The following is a 17,329-nucleotide window of genomic DNA, read 5'->3' as shown; positions in this document are numbered from 1 at the left end:
TTGTTTTTAAATGATGAAATGTATTTGTTCTCTATTTTTTATTAAAAGGCCTAATTATTAATCGTGCTGCTTTATCAAAATTTATATAATTATAAGTCCAATTAAAAAAAATAATTACACGATTACGAAAACCTACAAGCGACATTAAGTGTACAAACATCCATACAAACCAAGCAAAAAAACCAGAAAACTTAAAATGTTTTAAATCTACCACTGCTTTATTTCTACCTATTGTAGCCATTGAACCTTTATCTTTATATATAAAGGCCTGCATAGGTTTTCCCTCTATTAGTTTTAAAATATTTTTACCTAACAATTTTCCTTGTTGAATTGCTGGTTGTGCAACTTGTGGGTGTCCTTTTGGGTATGCTTCTGTTTCCATATAAGCAATATCGCCTAAGGCAAAAATAGAGTCTACACCTTTTATTTGGTTGTATTGGTTAACTTTATAACGGTTAGAACGTTCTTGCAAAACTTCTGCATTTAAACCATAAACTGGATCTCCAGTAACACCTGCTGCCCAAATAAGTGTTTCGCATTCTAAAGTTAAATTTGTATTTGTGGTTACTGTTTTTCCATCATAATCTTTAACCTGTGTGTTACAGTGTACTAAAACGCCAAGTGCTTTTAAAAAGTGTTCTGCTTTTTTAGATGCATGAGAACTCATTGGTGGTAATACACTTTTACCTCCTTCTAGAAGATAAATTTGCATCATCTCTGGATCTAAATCTCTGTAATCTCTTGGTAAAATATTATTTTTAAGCTCTGCAATGGCACCAGCGAGCTCAACACCTGTTGGTCCTGCTCCAACTATTACAAAATTAAGAAAGGCTTTTCTTTTATTTTTATCGCTTGTTATTGCTGCTTTTTCAAAATTTTGAAGAATTAAACTTCTAATATCCAAGGCTTGCGATACTTCCTTCATTGGCATACTGTAGTTTTCTATTTTTTTGTTTCCAAAATAATTAGTTTTTGTACCTGTAGCCAAAACAAGGTAATCGTATTTAAGGTCTCCTATGGTTGTATTAATTGTTTTATTTTCTGCATCTATATTATTTACCTCGGTTAATCTAAAAAAAGAATTTTTATGCTTTTTTAAAATTTTACGTAAAGGATAAGCAATAGAATCTGGTTCTAATCCTGAAGAAGATACTTGGTAAAGTAGAGGTTGAAAAGTATGGTAGTTATGCTTATCTAGCAATACAACTTGTACTTTTTTATTGGCCAGTGTTTTAGCAAGATTGATACCAGCAAAACCGCCACCAACAATTACAATTCTTGGAAGATTAGTTTTGGGAATATTCATAAAAAAAAAGATGTTTTATACTATACTCAAAGATACAATATAAGCTTTATAAAGACTATTTATTTTATATAGAATCCATGGTTTTTAACACTATATTGGCTTGCATTAAGGATTGAAAGGTTTGTTTGAGCTCCTCGCAGAGAGCGAGCCTTGAAAGCCTGACCAACCGGAGCTTTTTTGCGGAGGTTGGGAACGCCAAAAATTAAATTATAAAAAATTTGTAACATATTTTACATTTATTCTACTTATAGTGTAACCTAACCAAAAACATTGAATAAAGAACTTGAACATAGCTTTGTAGAACTGCTGGAAAAACACCAGAACATTGTGCATAAAGTATGTAGATTATATACTAATAACTACGATGCGCATAATGATTTGTTTCAGGAAATTACCATACAGTTATGGCGTGCGTATCCTAAATTTCGTGGAGACTCGAAGTTTAGTACGTGGATGTATAGAGTAGGTTTAAATACGGCTATTACATTATATAGAAAGTCTAAACGTACTATAAATACAACAGAGTTTGATACGGTACAGTTTAAAATAAAAGCGGAGGATTATGATGATACCGAAGAACAACAATTAAAACTTTTATATAGTGCTGTACACCAATTAAATGATATTGAAAAAGCTCTTGTTTTCTTGTATTTAGAAGACAAAAATTATAAAGAAATTAGCGAAACAATGGGTATTACTGAAGTGAATGCTAGAGTAAAAATGAATAGAGTGAAAACAAAATTAAGAACCATTTTAAATCCGTAAACATATGGATGAATTAGATTTATTAAAAAAACATTGGCAGAAGGATACTGTTGAAGAAAAGCGATTAAGCTCTAAAGAATTGTATCCTATGTTATGGAAAAAATCGTCTTCTATTGTTAAGACGCTTTTTTACATTAGTATTGCCGAACTTATATTTTGGATTGCAATTACTTTTCTACCAAAATTATCTGCTTCTTATAGAGCAAAGGTTGAAGCTACGCATGTTAATGAAGGCTTATTGTTAGGTTTAACAATTTTAAGCTTTACCGTAATATTAATATTTATTTACTTACTGTATAAAAGTTACAAAAGCATATCTGTTACAGATAATGCTAAAAAACTTATGGAAAGTATTATTAGTACTAGAAAAGTAATAAAATACTATGTGGCTTATAATTTAATTATGGCTTTTGTTTCTATGGTTTTAGGCTCTTATTACGCAACAAAAACAGATCCTAAATTAGAAGAGGTAATTACTAAATTAGATACTAGTGGCAAAATTACAGTTGCACTTATTATGCTAGTAACCACAATAGTTTTTGTTGGTTTAATTTGGCTTTTTTACAAGTTAATTTACGGTGTTTTAATGAAGCGCTTAAACAGAAATTACAATGAGCTTAAAAAAATGGAGGTTTAGAAATTAATAATTTTTAAGTTAAATTTTTACTTATTGTAAATTGAAACGAGCTCCCTAGATTTAATTGAGAGTTTACCACAATAGTTCCATTGTGGAGCTCTATTATTTTTTTACAATGCGCTAAACCTATTCCTGTTCCAGGATATTTATTATTTTGATGTAATTTTTGAAAAATAAGAAATATCTTTTGTTTAAATTTTTCGTCGATTCCTATACCATTATCTTTTACTGTAAATTTATAGTTAGATTCTTTTTCTTCTGAAAATATATTTACAATTGGAGCAACATCGGGTTTTGAAAACTTAATTGCATTGCTTATTAAATTTTGAAATAAAAGTCTTAACTCTACTTCAAAAGCATAAATTACTGGTAATTTTTCTATAATAATATTTGCTTTAGATTTTTTAACCAATGCGTCAAGATCTTGTAATACTTCGTTTACAAGAAGGTTACAGTCTATTTTTTTTAATTCTGGTTTTTGACCTAGTTTTCCATAATCAAGCAATGCATTTACGAGCTCTTTCATTCTATATGAAGCATTATGGATATACTTGAAATTTTTTTTCTCTAAATCGCTTAAAGTATTATTAGGTTGATCTTCCAACATGTCTATAAGACTAATTACCGTATTAATTGGCTCTTGCAAATCGTGCGATGCTATATAGGTAAACTGCTCTAATTCTTTGTTTTTTTCTTCTAATGCTTTTAAAGACTGTTCTAATAACCGTTTATTTTTTCGAAGTCTTAACAAATTCATTACTTGTTTTGAAAGCGCATCTAAAGATAGTATTTGGTCTTTTGTTAACGTTTTTGGCTTGTTATCTATTACACAAAGAGTCCCTAACGGATAGCCGTTTTCGCTAATTAATGGTACTCCTGCATAAAAAACTATATTTGGGTCTCCAGTAACTAATGGGTTATCATGAAAGCGCTCGTCTTTTCTAGCGTCTTCTACAATAAAAATATTATTAGAATCATTTATAGCATGTGCACAAAAGGCATAATCTTTAGGTGTTTGGCTTGTTTCTAAACCATGGTGAGATTTAAACCATTGTCTTTTATCATCTAACAAACTTACCAAGGATATTGGTGTATTACATATTTGCGAAGCTATTCTTGTTAAATTATCATAATCACTCTCTGGTAAGCTGTCTATAATAGAATAAGATTCTAGGTCTCTAAGCCTTTCTTCTTCATTATTATGCTTTTTAGGTGTAATCATAATTCTTATATTTTTTTACAAAAAACAGCACCACTATTTTAAAAGAAAGTAATCATACCAGAATTTAAAAATAAATGTCTGGTTTTACTATGAGTCTAACCATTCTCGTTGTTTATTAAGTTCTTCTTGGGCTAACAACTCTTCTTGTGGAATAACTTTTAAAAATGAAGGATGTTGCTCGATAGCATATTCTATTTTCTCTACAATACTGTCTATAGATTCATTATCGTAATCGATTTCTAATGGTTTTTTAATTTCAAAAGATTGGTAGACGTTTTTCTTTTTTATAAACAGTCCTTTTTTATCGAAAGAGCGTCTAAAACCATCTATTACAATTGGTACTACTACTGGCTTATATCTTTTAATAATATGTGCTGTTCCTTTACGAATTGGCTTAAATGGTGTTGTTGTGCCTTGCGGAAATGTTATTACCCAACCATCTTCTAAAGCTTTAGAAATAGCAGAAATATCACTCATTTTTACTTGCCTATTTACATCTTTACCTTCGCTTCTCCATGTACGCTCTATACTAATGGATCCTGTGTAAGCAAATATTTTAGGTAAAATACCCGATTTCATAGTTTCTTTTGCAGCAACGTAATACATGTTTAATTTCGGGTTCCATAAATAACCAACATTTTTAATAGAATCTTCTCTATTACTTAAACTTGCGTTAAATACATGAAACATTGAAAATACATCTGCAAAATAGGTTTGATGATTAGATATAAATAAAACGTTAGTATCTGGTAAATCTTTAATAATTTCGGAGCCTTCAATTTTTAAATTATTAAAACCTCTAAAGCGCCTATGAGAAAGTAAGCCCAAAATTCTAATGAGCCACTTTTTCACAAATAATATATGTCCGAAAGGATTTCGTTTAAATAAACCCATAAATTTTAAAAGTTCTAGGATATACAAATGTAGCGAAATCCAACTATTTAAAGCTAGCCTTTAACAAGTCTTTCACTTCACTTAACATCATTGCTGTTGCTCCCCAAACCAAATGATTCTTTAAACCATAGGCTGGAACACTCACTTTCAACCCATTAGCCATAGATACTGTTTTAGTTGTTAATGCGTTTTTATTTAAAAAATCTTTAAGTTTTACTTCTAATAAAGCTTCTACTTCGGTTTCTTGCTTTATAAAATTTGGTGTTTTTTCTACGTAACCAATAAAAGGCTTCACATTAAAATTACTTGGTGGAATGTACATTTGTGTTAACGCTCTTAAAACAGTTATTGTATTTTGTTTTACACCAATTTCCTCTTCTGTTTCTCTTAACGCTGCTTGTTTATTTGTTTCGTTTTTTTCTAATTTTCCTCCCGGAAAACCAACTTGTGCAGAGTGTACACCTTTATAGGTTTTTCTTAAAATAAGAATAATACATGTTTCGCCTTCGTTATTTGGATAAAACAATGCCATTACAGCACTATTTCTTGCTTTCTTTATTCGTTCGGCTTGCATTTTTATTAAATCTGCTCTGTATGGAGGAGACATTTTAAATTGTGAAGTTTCACCTGGTAATGGTAAATTTTCTATTTTTACAATAGATTTTAAAAACGATTCAAATTTCATTTATGAGACTAGTTCTACTTTTTAGCTTAATTTTATTATTTAACTGTGAAGATAAAAAAACTAAACCAAAACCTGTTAAAAGTAAAGTTACAAAAGTTGATACGGTAGCACCTGAAGTAGAAGAAAAAGTTATAGAAATAGATAGCTCTAAGCTTACCTTAGAAGAACGCTACCTTCCACTAAACGATGATAATGCCATGGATTTTTTTGAAGAGTATGGCAAAATTAATAAAGAAAATAAAGTACGTATTTATACCAAATTTGGAAATATTGATTTAGAACTTTTTAATAAAGTTAAATACCATAGAGCCAACTTTATTTTTCTTACAAAAAACAAGGCTTTTGATGGTACACAATTTCATCGTGTGGTAAAAAACTTTGTTATTCAAGGTGGTAATAGTGATGAACCTGAAGTTTTAAAAAAACGCAGAAAAATGGGACGTTATCTTTTACCTCCAGATGTTAGATATGGTTATAAACATAGAAGAGGTACAATTTCGATTCCTAGTGGAGAAATTGATAATGCCTACAAATTAGCTTCTCCATTTGAATTTTTTATTACTCAAAAAAATCAATTTCATTTAGATGGAGAATACACTGCCTTTGGACGTGTTATAAAAGGTATGGATGTTGTAGATAAAATTGCAGACCAAGAAGTTGATGGTGGACATTGGCCAAGACATAATATTTATATTAATAAAGTTGAAGTAATAGATTAATTTATTTCAAAAAAAAAGTACTTACTTAATACAAATTTGGTAACCTCAACTTAAATTTTACTGCTAAAATACGAGTGACAATTACAACTAATCCTGCTATAATAAAAACAAAATTTCCTTCTAGTGGTAAACGTTTTATAATAAAGTAAGCAATACCTCCCAATATGCAGGCTGTTGCATAAATTTCTTTCCTAAAAATAACAGGTATTTCATTACATAAAATATCTCTTATCACACCTCCAAAACAAGCAGACATTGTTCCTAAAGCAATACAAATAATTGGATGCAAACCTGCCGAAATACCTTTCTCTACTCCTACAACTGTATATAAACCAATACCAATAGTATCGAATAAAAATAGTGACTTACGTAAGTAATCGATTTTAGATTTAAAAATTATAGCCATTATTGTAGAAGCTAACACTACATAAACAAAAGTTATATCTTTCATCCAACTTACAGGAGTTTCTCCTATTAAAATATCTCTTAAAGTTCCACCTCCTACAGCAGTTACAAAAGCAATAATTAATATTCCAAAGGCATCCATTTTTTTATTTAACGCAACTAAAACTCCAGAAATGGAGAAGGCAATAGTTCCTAAAATATCTATTATATAAAACATTACTTTTTGCGGTCTATTATTAATATAATTTTACAAAAAGTAAAATTTACATATTCTGTGTATAATAATTATAATCTTTAATTACAGTATCTAAAAAAGCTATAGGCTGTTCTTCTGGTTCAATCTCCATAATATCCTTCACTTTAATAAATAATTTTAAGATTACATTATGGTTTCCATTTCTTTTAGCTTCATCAAACAAATTTTTAATAGTTTGTATTTCAGAATCTTTAAACAAAGTTACTTGACTATATGTTGGCACATAATCTGGCTCAATATCTCTAATAATAGTATCTTTAATACTAACTTTTCTTTTTTCTGAAATTACTGTTGTTTGCGCTGCAATATCGCCTATTCTCTGCCCATTTCCTTTTAACAATATTACAAGTGCTGCCAATCCTCCTGAGGTTAAAACTACATCAATAATACGCAATAGCCAACGCACAAGATAATTAGCAAAAGTTGGCTTAGAACCATCTAATTTTACCACCCTTATCTTCATAAGATTTTTACCAACAGTCTGGCCATTCCAAAAAGTTTCAAGTAATACATAATATAAAAATGCAGGTAAAGAGACTAGCAAATAAATAGCCCAAGTATCTCTAAAGTCTAGTTCTAATAATACTAATAATAGTATAGTAGCAAATAAATAAAAATAAATAATAAATGAATCTATTAAGTAAGCCCACATTCTATCCATTATATTTGCTGCATTTTGAATAATGGCAACATTTTGGGCGGTTTCTATTTGAAATTCTTTCATATTTTCTTTTCTTTGAAAGCTTAATAAGATATTACATGCGTGAAGCTGCTTTCGTAAAGCAAAATAAAGATAAATGGTTAACATTTGAAAATGTTCTTTCAAATAATATACTAATTTCACCAGACGAACTTTCTAGTTTATATATTGAAATAACAGATCATTTAAGCTACGCTAAAACTTTTTATCCAAATAGCAACACAGAAGCTTATTTAAATGGCTTAGCCTCTTCTGCTCACCAAAAAATTTACAAAACTAAAAAGGAATCTAAAAACAGATTAATTACCTTTTTTACTCATGAGTTTCCATTAATGTTTCGCCAGCACCATCGCGAATTATTGGTTGCTTTTTTAGTCTTTATATTATTTGTTGTTATTGGAGCTTTTTCGGCTGCTAACGAAGGTGATTTTGTTAGAAGTTTTCTTGGTGATGGTTATGTAAACATGACTATGGAAAACATAGAAAAAGGTGATCCAATGGGAGTTTATAAAGAACAAGGTGAGTTTAATATGTTTTTAGGTATTACATTAAACAATATTAAAGTGGCTTTAATGGCTTTTGCATACGGCATTATGCTAGGTATTGGTTCTTTATTTATTATGATGCAAAATGGCATTATGCTTGGCAGTTTTCAATATTTATTTTACGAGCAAGGTTTACTTTGGCAGTCTGCAAGAACCATCTGGATTCATGGTACCATAGAAATATCTGTAATAATAATTGCAGGATGTTCTGGGTTAGTTTTAGGAAATGGTATGCTTTTCCCTGGAACTTATACACGCTTAGAATCTTTTATTAAAGGTGTTAAAAACGGACTTAAAATATTAGTTAGTACTATTCCTTTTTTTATAATAGCAGGATTTCTAGAAGGTTTTGTTACAAGACATACCGAAATGCCCGATTGGCTAGCCATTTCAATAATTATAAGCTCACTAGCTTTAATAATTTTTTACTATATAATTTACCCAATAAAATTATCTAAAAAAGAAAAACTAAAACAAGAATAAACCTGAAATAAAACCACCATTTAATATGAAACAGTTTATACAATTTAAAAAACAGCGAGAGTTAGGAGAAATGATAAGTGATGTTTTCGCATTTTTAAGAAACGAATACAAACCATTTTTCGCTTTAATATTACAAATTACATTACCATATTTAATATTATTTTTTGTTGGGTTAGGTTTTATGCTTTACAGTTTTGGAGATTTAACATCTGTACTAGAAGGAGCCTCTACTTTCGATACTGAAGAAATGGGCTTTTTAACGCTTGGTATATCTATATTAGTACTTGTTATTGCAGGAATAATGGTATACGCTCTAGCATACTCTGCAACGTTACATTATGTAAAATCTTATACAGAAAACAATGGCACTATAAATACAAGCCAAGTAAAAACAGAAGTAAAAAACACATTTTGGAGTTTTATAGGATTAAGTATCCTAAAAGGTCTTGCCTTGTTTGTAGGATTTATGCTATGCTTTTTACCTGGAGTTTATCTTGTAGTACCAATGGCTGTAGTGTTTTGCATCATGATTTTTGAAAACAAAAGCGTTATGGATGCCTTTAGTGATAGCTTTAAATTTGTTAAAGACGAATGGTGGATGTCCTTTTTAACATTATTTGTTGTCACGCTTTTAATTGGTGTTATAGGTTTTGTACTTAACCTTCCTGCAACCATTTACACTTATATAAAAATGGGTATATTTTCTGGAGAATTTAATCCAGAAGCTAATCCGCTGGCCGTATATAAAGATCCAATTTATATTATTTTAAACCTTGTTAGTTATGCATTTAAATTCTTTTTAAACTTTATAACAATAATAGTAACAATCTTTATTTACTATAATATTAACGAAAAGAAAAACCACACTGGTACTTTTGAGCAAATTGATTCTTTAGGAAACACTCAGCAATAACATGCAATTATTAAGATTTCTTTTTTTAATACTGTTTATTGGTAATTTTGGCTATGCTCAAGATGCTGTTATTACTGATGATAATACTGCTCCATATTACCAAAAACAAGATATTAGTAAAGAAAATCTTGATACTTATAAAAATAAAAAAGCTTTTAATTACGAAGAAAAAGTAGCTGATGAAGATTCTCTATGGACAAAATTTAAACGCTGGTTAAAAGGCATCTTACACAGGTTCTTCTCCTCTATTTTTGGTATGGATGCCGCCACAGGTATTTTATGGTTTATATTAAGAGTTTTACCGTATATAGTTTTAGCCATCTTAATATTTTTATTAATAAGATTCTTTTTAAAAGTAAATAGCAGAAACCTAATTTATGGCGAACAAAAAAAGGCCGAAATTTTATTTACAGATGAAGAACAAATTATTAAAAATGAAAATATAAACGCACTAATTACCGAAGCTGTAAAACAAAATGATTATAGATTAGCGATTAGGTACTACTATTTATTAGTAATAAAAGAACTCTCTGAAAACAATATAATAGACTGGCAGCAGCAGAAAACAAACGAAGATTATATAAAAGAAATAAAAACTAATAGTATACAAATGCAGTTTGAAAAAATCACCAAAATTTACGATTACATATGGTATGGTGAATTTAAAATAGATGCTATTAAATTTGAAAACTTAAAGCTAAATTTTATAAATCTTAATAATCAAGTAAAAAAATAATTTGGATAGAAGAGGCAAAATATACATTATCCTAACTGCTTTAGTTGTTATACTTATTATAATTATTGAATATAATAAGCCACAGAAACTAAATTGGTTTCCTAGTTATGCTAAACACCACAAAATTCCATATGGCTCTTATGTATTTTACGACCAATTAGAACGTGTTTATAATAATAACATAACAGATACAGAGCGTCCACCTTTTGAGTATTTAACCAAAAACGATTCTATTTCTGGTACCTATTTCTTTTTAAACGGAATTATAGATTTCGACGAAGCAGAACTTAACAAACTACTAAATTGGACAGCAAAAGGAAATACTCTAGCAATTGCTTCAACTACAATTTCAAAAAAAATTTTAGACACCTTAAATTTAGAAACCTCATTAATAAGTAATTTTAATAATTTCGATAACATTTTCGATGTACAATTAAAAAACAAAGACTTAAACAATCAACAAAAATACACCTTTACAAAAGCAAACTTTTTAAACTATTTTTCTGTAATAGATTCTACTAAAACAAAAGTAATTGGCATAATTTCAAACACAGAAAAAAACGATTCAATTATACCAGAGCAACACATAAATGTTATTAAACAAACATTTGGTAAAGGTGAAATTACATTAAATTTATTTCCGCAGGCATATACTAATTATTTTATTTTAGAAGATAATAACAAGGATTACACAGCAGGATTGCTATCCTATTTAAACACTAATCAACCGTTGTATTTTGATAAGTATTACAAATCTGGAAAAAAAGTAGCAACATCTCCTATGTATGTGTTTTTAAAAGCTAAAGAGCTACGTTGGGCATATTACATTATGATAATTGGAGCATTATTTTACGTTATTTTTGATGGTAAACGTAAACAGCGTGCTATACCAATTGTAAAACCTTTAAAAAATCAAACTTTAGACTTTACACGTACTATTGCAAATATGTATTATGAAAGTGGTAAGCATACAGATATAGCACAACATAAAATTCAGCATTTTTTAGAATACATTAGAACAAGCCTACATTTAAATACCAATACCATAGACGATGCTTTTATTAAAAATTTAGCATCGCGTAGTAATAATACAATAGAAGATACCAAAGCATTATTTAAAGATATAGAAACAATATCTAGTAGCACAAAAATAACAGCAGAAGCTTTAGAAAACCTAAATGCTTCTATAGAAAACTATAAATCCAATAACACATGGACAACCAAGATTTAAAATTTAATAATAGAATTCCTTTAGAAGATTTAAAAAATACAGTAGAAGCCATTAAACTAGAGCTAGGCAAAGTTATTGTTGGGCAACAAGAATTTATAGAATTATTAATTGTAGCACTTTTAGCAGATGGTCACGTTCTTATTGAAGGTGTACCAGGTATAGCAAAAACTGTTACAGCAAAGCTGTTTTCTAAAGTGTTAAAAACCGATTTTAGTCGTATACAATTTACACCAGATTTAATGCCTAGTGATGTATTAGGAACTTCGGTTTTAAACATGAAAACTTCAGACTTCGAATTTCATAAAGGTCCTATTTTTTCTAATATTGTTTTAATAGACGAAATAAACCGTGCTCCTGCAAAAACGCAGGCCGCTTTATTTGAAACTATGGAAGAAAGACAAGCCACCGTAGATGGTACAACCTATTCTTTCGAAGCTCCATTTATGGTATTAGCTACACAAAATCCAATAGAGCAAGAAGGTACTTATGCTTTACCCGAAGCACAATTAGACCGCTTTATTTTTAAAATTAAAGTAGACTATCCTACGTTAGAAGACGAAATTAAAATTATACAAACGCATCATGACCGTAAAGGCGAAAAACCTCAAACATTAATAAAGCCTATTTTAAACGCTCAAGAATTAGCTGCATATAAAACAAAAATTCAATCTATTGTAGTTGAAGAAAAAATAATAAAATACATAGCCGAATTGGTTTCTAAAACTAGAAATCATCCACACTTATATTTAGGTGGTTCGCCAAGAGCTTCAATTTCTATATTAAATACAGCAAAAGCTTTTGCTGCAATTAATGGTCGTGATTTTGTAACACCTGAAGACGTAAAAAAATCTCTAAAACCAGTATTAAACCATAGAATTATTTTAACTCCAGAACGCGAAATGGAAGGTATGAGTACAGAAAATGTTATCGATATGATTGTACAATCTGTAGAAGTACCTAGATAACCACATGAAATTTATTAAATCTCTATATTTACATAATGGTTTCTTTGTCTATTTGGCAAGTGCTGCTGTATGTTTTCTATTATCGTATTGGATACCTATGCTATATCCAATAGCTTGGATAATTACAACTGTAATTATAGTGCTATTTTTAATGGATTTACTCCTGCTCTATCGTATTAAAGATCCTATTTCTGCTAGACGATTATTACCAGAAAAGTTTTCGAATAGCGATGAAAATCCGGTACCCATTACAATAACCAACAAATATCCATTTAAAGCAGAAATCTCTATAATAGACGAGTTACCTATACAATTTCAAAAAAGAGATTTTTATTATGTAACCACACTAAATCCAAACGAGGTACACGATTTTACATATAGTGTTAGACCCGTAGAGCGTGGCGAATATTATTTTGGCTATTTAAATGTTTTTTGCTCTTCTTCTTTAAAAATTGTAAAACGAAAATTTAAGTTTCAAAACGAGCAAATGGTAGCCGTTTATCCGTCTTTTATTCAAATGCAGAAATACGATTTTCTTGCTATGAGCAATAATTTAACAGAATTTGGCTTAAAGAAAATTCGCCGTATTGGTAATACTTCAGAATTCGAACAAATAAAAGATTATGTTCAAGGCGATGATTTTAGAACCGTTAATTGGAAAGCCACAGCCAAAACAGGCAAATTAATGGTAAACCAATATCAGGATGAAAAATCGCAACCCATCTACTCTATAATAGATACAGGACGCGTAATGAAAATGCCTTTTAATGGTTTAAAACTACTTGATTACGCTATAAATTCTACTTTAGCTTTTAGTAATGTAGCATTAAAAAAACACGATAAAGTTGGTATGCTTACGTTTTCGAAAACAGTAAATTCATTTTTACCAGCTATTCAAAAACTAACCTATTTAAATACTATTTTAGAACGCTTATATAATATCGATACCAAATTTACAGATAGCGATTATGGTCTTTTATACGCACAATTAAAACGAAAAGTTACGCATAGAAGTTTACTTATGCTATATACTAATTTTGAACACATTAGCGCTTTAAAAAGACAATTACCATATTTACAAGCCATTTCAAAAAAACATTTATTAGTTGTTATTCTTTTTGAAAACACAGAGCTAGATGCACTTATCGCCGAAGATGCAGAAAACTTGCAAGCTATTTACCACAAAACTATAGCCGAGAAATTCTCTTTCGAAAAACGTTTAATGGTAAAAGAACTTCAAAAATATGGAATTCAAACCATTTTAACTGCTCCAGAAAAATTAACAGTAAACACTATTAATAAGTATTTAGAAATTAAAGCCAGAGGTTTACTTTAATTTAAAAAATTGTTCTTTATCCTTAGTTTAAGCGTTTTAATCGCTAAAGTTTCATTTATTTTTTAAAATTATAATTTTTAGTATATCTTGCTATTGCTATTAATTAATTCAAATAAAACCCAATGAAACCGTTTAGCTTTTTTTTTCTAACAATAGCTTTTATTTTAAGTATTCAATTTACTAATGCACAAACCATAAATAATCCATGGATAACAAGCTTTGGAGCCAATGCAATTAACAATCCTTTACGCGAACAAGAAGCTGGTTTAGCACGTTTTAAAACTTGGAATTTAAATGCTGCAGGATTTAGACTATCTGCAGGCCGATTAATTAAACATCGAGTAACTTTTGAAGCTGTTGCTTCGTTAAATAGCTTAGAAGAAAACTTTCCAACAGAAGAAACTGCAAATTTAGAATTCCCATATGTTTCTTTAGATGGTATGTTTAAATATCAATTTACAAATGGACTAAAAATATTAGATCCTTACATTACAATTGGTGGTGGTTATACCTGGTTAGACACTATTGGAGCAGGAACAGTAAACGGTGGAATTGGCACAAATATTTGGGTAGGTAACTCCTTTGGATTTACTATTCAATCAACATATAAACATGCTTTTGAAGATTACGGTTTAAAACATTGGCAACACTCTGCCGGTATTGTATTTCGTTATGGTGGAAAAGATAAAGATAAAGATGGTATAAATGATGATGAAGATGCATGTCCAGAATTATTTGGAACCTTTGAAACAAATGGATGTCCAGATACAGATAAAGATGGTGTAATAGATACAGAAGATTTGTGTCCTAATGATTATGGACCTTCTACAATGCGTGGTTGCCCAGATAATGATGGAGATGGCACACCAGATAAGTACGACAAATGCCCTAAAGTTAAAGGTGAAATTGAAGACGATGGTTGCCCAGTTTTTGACACCGATAAAGATGGTGTTATTGACAGAATAGACAAATGTCCACAACAACCTGGACCGCCTCAAAATGGTGGTTGCCCAACACCGCAACAAATACAACAACAAAAAACAGCAGAACGTCAAAAAATTATAGATCGTAATAATAAAATTAAAGCACAAGTTATTAGTCAATTAGAAACTTTTGCAAAAAACATTAAGTTTGAAAATGGTAATACTATTTTAACTAATGACGCTAAAACTAATTTAGATAAAATTGCAGATATTATAATCTCTCAACCAAATATGAAATTTCATATTGCCGGACATACCGATAGTGTTGGAAATAATGAAAATAATATGCTACTTTCAGAGAAAAGAGCTAGCGAAGCAAGAAAATATTTAATTTCTAAAGGTGTAAATTCAAAAATTATTACCTCTCAAGGTTACGGTGAAAACAAACCTATAGCAGATAATAATACTAAAGACGGAAGATTAAAAAATAGACGTATAGAAATATTTATTGTTAATTAACACTTGGTCTCTTAAAAACTACAGTTCGGTTTATTATTTTTTAGTATAAGCTATTTAAAAATGATATTTGATTAATCAATAACATTAAAACGCTTTAATTATGAAATCAATTATCTTAACTTTTACTTTTATTTTTTCTTTCGTATTTTCTTTTTCACAAGATAAAAATACACAAAACATTACTGTTACAATTTCTAATATTAAAAGTGATAAAGGAAAAGCAATATTAACGTTACACAATGAGAATACTTTTATGGTTACAGAAGGTATTCAAAATATAGAATCAAATATCGAAAATGGTAAGATTATAGTCACATTTAAAAATGTATCACCAGGAACGTATGCTATTATGGCAATGCACGATGAGAACGATAATAAAAAAATGGATTTTAGTACAAACAGAATGCCACTTGAAGATTACGGCATGTCTAACAACCCAATTAATTACGGTCCTCCACAATTTAATGACGCTAAGTTTAAAGTAGAAAATAAAGATTTAGAAATGAGAATTACATTTTAATTAATCTTTATAGCTTATAAAAACAAAGATAGAACAACATAATTTTGATTTTATGTTTAAATACAATTAGAAAAAGCGTCTTAAAAAAAGACGCTTTTTCATACTAACCAACCAAAAATATGATAATTACTTACTCTTAATTTAAAGTAACCACACTTTAAAATAGTCTATGTAAGAAATCTCGAAATAAGTATTTCAAATTGTATGCCAAACTTTATTTCTTACTTTTTTTTATCCTATTTTAATTTGGTATTTTGCAGCAACTAATTAAAAAAATATGGACATTACTCTTCCGTTTAATAACGATGCCATTGTTTTTGGCTTACTATTTCTAGCCTTAGGCCTTGTGTTTTATACAGAAAATATTAAAACAGGCTTTTGGAAAACATTTTACAAGTTTGTACCAGCATTATTAATGTGCTATTTTATTCCATCGTTATTTAGCCTGTTTGGTTGGGTAGACCCAAAAACATCTCAAGCTTATTTTGTAGCTAGCCGTTATTTTTTACCAGCTTCATTAGTATTATTTACATTAAGCATAGACTTAAAAGCTGTATTTAATTTAGGACCTAAAGCATTAATCATGTTTTTAACAGGTACAATAGGTATTGTAATTGGAGGTCCATTAGCAATTTTATTAATATCTGCATTTTCTCCAGAAACAGTTGGCGGAGCAGATTTTAATGCCGTTTGGAGAGGATTATCTACACTAGCTGGAAGCTGGATTGGTGGCGGAGCAAACCAAGCGGCCATGTTAGAAATATACCAATACAATCCAGAAAGATATGGAAACATGGTAATTGTAGATATTTTTGTAGCCAATGTTTGGATGGCAATTTTATTATTAGGAATTGGTAAGAGAACTAAAATTGACAAATGGTTAAAAGCAGATAATACAGCAATTGATGCACTACAAAAAAAGATGGAAAATTTTGCTGAAAAAACAGTAAGAAATCCATCTTTAAACGATTATATGGTTATACTTATGATAGCTTTTACAGCCGTAGGTATTGCACATTTAGGTTCTGAAATTATAACTACATTTTTAAAAAATAATTTTGAAGCCGTAAGCGATCCCAAAAGTGCATTATCCTCTTTCGGTAGTGGTTTCTTTTGGTTAATCTCTATTTCAACATTAATAGGCGTACTACTATCTTTTACAAAAGCAAAAACTTACGAAGGTGCAGGAGCAAGTAAAATAGGTAGTGTATTTATATATATCTTAGTAGCTACTATAGGTATGAAAATGGATTTAGGAGGAATTCTTGATCAACCAGGCTTAATTATGATTGGTTTAGTTTGGATGGCTATACACGCAGGATTATTAATATTAGTTGCAAAATTAATTAAAGCACCATATTTCTTTTTAGCAGTAGGAAGTCAAGCCAATGTTGGTGGTGCAGCCTCTGCTCCAATTGTTGCGGCAGCTTTTCATCCATCATTAGCCACTGTAGGAGCTCTTTTAGCTGTCTTTGGTTACGTTGTTGGAACATATGGAGCAATACTTTGTGCCGAATTAATGAGAATAGCAGCCGTTGGTTAGCATTTAATTAATTTTTATATCATATT

The 17,329-nt window shown here is 29.7% G+C and carries 18 protein-coding genes; 12 read left to right on the top strand and 6 right to left on the bottom strand.

The features are described 5' to 3' along the window. Window positions 1-31 precede the first annotated feature (31 nt). Complete coding sequence (locus tag BWR22_RS05415) at window positions 32-1,306, bottom strand: NAD(P)/FAD-dependent oxidoreductase (protein ID WP_076732397.1); 1,275 nt, start codon at window positions 1,304-1,306, stop codon at window positions 32-34. A 270-nt stretch (window positions 1,307-1,576) separates the two neighbouring features. On the opposite strand from BWR22_RS05415, the gene BWR22_RS05410 reads away from it, so the two are divergent. Both BWR22_RS05410 and BWR22_RS05405 read left to right on the top strand, forming a co-directional pair. Continuing rightward, window positions 1,577-2,071, top strand: a complete 495-nt coding sequence (locus tag BWR22_RS05410) for an RNA polymerase sigma factor (protein WP_076732396.1) — start codon at window positions 1,577-1,579, stop codon at window positions 2,069-2,071. Window positions 2,072-2,075: 4 nt separating this feature from the next. Next, window positions 2,076-2,708, top strand: a complete 633-nt coding sequence (locus BWR22_RS05405; protein WP_076732395.1) for a hypothetical protein — start codon at window positions 2,076-2,078, stop codon at window positions 2,706-2,708. Window positions 2,709-2,721: 13 nt separating this feature from the next. On the opposite strand, the gene BWR22_RS05400 is transcribed toward BWR22_RS05405, so the two are convergent. The 3 genes from BWR22_RS05400 to BWR22_RS05390 all read right to left on the bottom strand — a co-directional run bounded on the left by BWR22_RS05400 (window position 2,722) and on the right by BWR22_RS05390 (window position 5,509). After that, window positions 2,722-3,930, bottom strand: coding sequence for a sensor histidine kinase (locus BWR22_RS05400; protein ID WP_076732394.1), 1,209 nt, complete (start codon window positions 3,928-3,930; stop codon window positions 2,722-2,724). A gap of 87 nt (window positions 3,931-4,017) precedes the next feature. Beyond that, the gene (locus BWR22_RS05395) at window positions 4,018-4,824 is read right to left on the bottom strand and encodes a lysophospholipid acyltransferase family protein (protein ID WP_076732393.1); all 807 of its coding nucleotides are present in this window, start codon (window positions 4,822-4,824) and stop codon (window positions 4,018-4,020) included. Between the two features lie 43 nt (window positions 4,825-4,867). After that, entirely contained in the window at window positions 4,868-5,509 is a 642-nt protein-coding gene (locus tag BWR22_RS05390) for an NUDIX hydrolase (protein ID WP_076732392.1), read from the bottom strand. A 2-nt stretch (window positions 5,510-5,511) separates the two neighbouring features. On the opposite strand from BWR22_RS05390, the gene BWR22_RS05385 reads away from it, so the two are divergent. Next, entirely contained in the window at window positions 5,512-6,228 is a 717-nt protein-coding gene (locus BWR22_RS05385) for a peptidylprolyl isomerase (RefSeq protein ID WP_076732391.1), read from the top strand. Window positions 6,229-6,253: 25 nt separating this feature from the next. Here BWR22_RS05385 and BWR22_RS05380 read toward each other — a convergent pair whose 3' ends face one another. Both BWR22_RS05380 and BWR22_RS05375 read right to left on the bottom strand, forming a co-directional pair. Next, window positions 6,254-6,850, bottom strand: coding sequence for a trimeric intracellular cation channel family protein (locus BWR22_RS05380; protein WP_076732390.1), 597 nt, complete (start codon window positions 6,848-6,850; stop codon window positions 6,254-6,256). Between the two features lie 46 nt (window positions 6,851-6,896). Further along, window positions 6,897-7,613, bottom strand: coding sequence for an RDD family protein (locus tag BWR22_RS05375; RefSeq protein WP_076734371.1), 717 nt, complete (start codon window positions 7,611-7,613; stop codon window positions 6,897-6,899). 35 nt (window positions 7,614-7,648) lie between these two features. Between BWR22_RS05375 and BWR22_RS05370 the strand changes: the two genes are divergently transcribed. From BWR22_RS05370 to BWR22_RS05330, 9 genes are all read left to right on the top strand, one after another. Further along, complete coding sequence (locus BWR22_RS05370) at window positions 7,649-8,617, top strand: stage II sporulation protein M (RefSeq protein ID WP_076732389.1); 969 nt, start codon at window positions 7,649-7,651, stop codon at window positions 8,615-8,617. 25 nt (window positions 8,618-8,642) lie between these two features. Next, a complete protein-coding gene (locus BWR22_RS05365; RefSeq protein WP_076732388.1) occupies window positions 8,643-9,530 on the top strand; it encodes a hypothetical protein in 888 nt (295 codons plus the stop codon). Between the two features lies 1 nt (window position 9,531). Next, on the top strand, window positions 9,532-10,266 hold the full coding sequence (locus BWR22_RS05360; RefSeq protein WP_076732387.1) for an FUSC family protein: 735 nt from the start codon (window positions 9,532-9,534) through the stop codon (window positions 10,264-10,266). 1 nt (window position 10,267) lies between these two features. Continuing rightward, window positions 10,268-11,497 (top strand): DUF4350 domain-containing protein, encoded by a 1,230-nt coding sequence (locus tag BWR22_RS05355; protein WP_076732386.1) that lies wholly within the window; start codon window positions 10,268-10,270, stop codon window positions 11,495-11,497. After that, complete coding sequence (locus BWR22_RS05350; protein WP_076732385.1) at window positions 11,479-12,462, top strand: AAA family ATPase; 984 nt, start codon at window positions 11,479-11,481, stop codon at window positions 12,460-12,462. Before BWR22_RS05355 ends, BWR22_RS05350 begins: the two co-directional genes overlap by 19 nt. A 4-nt stretch (window positions 12,463-12,466) precedes the next feature. Beyond that, the gene (locus BWR22_RS05345; protein ID WP_076732384.1) at window positions 12,467-13,798 is read left to right on the top strand and encodes a DUF58 domain-containing protein; all 1,332 of its coding nucleotides are present in this window, start codon (window positions 12,467-12,469) and stop codon (window positions 13,796-13,798) included. Window positions 13,799-13,920: 122 nt separating this feature from the next. After that, window positions 13,921-15,240 (top strand): OmpA family protein, encoded by a 1,320-nt coding sequence (locus BWR22_RS05340; protein ID WP_076732383.1) that lies wholly within the window; start codon window positions 13,921-13,923, stop codon window positions 15,238-15,240. 100 nt (window positions 15,241-15,340) lie between these two features. Next, entirely contained in the window at window positions 15,341-15,760 is a 420-nt protein-coding gene (locus BWR22_RS05335) for a DUF2141 domain-containing protein (RefSeq protein ID WP_076732382.1), read from the top strand. 277 nt (window positions 15,761-16,037) lie between these two features. Next, window positions 16,038-17,303, top strand: a complete 1,266-nt coding sequence (locus BWR22_RS05330; RefSeq protein WP_076732381.1) for a DUF819 family protein — start codon at window positions 16,038-16,040, stop codon at window positions 17,301-17,303. Window positions 17,304-17,329: the final 26 nt, after the last annotated feature.

It is taken from the genome of Lacinutrix venerupis, from assembly GCF_001971745.1.
In the GTDB taxonomy this organism is placed as follows: Bacteria; Bacteroidota; Bacteroidia; order Flavobacteriales; family Flavobacteriaceae; genus Lacinutrix; species Lacinutrix venerupis.
Note: the sequence above shows the minus strand (reverse complement) of the source record. Positions and strands in the feature narration are given on the sequence as shown.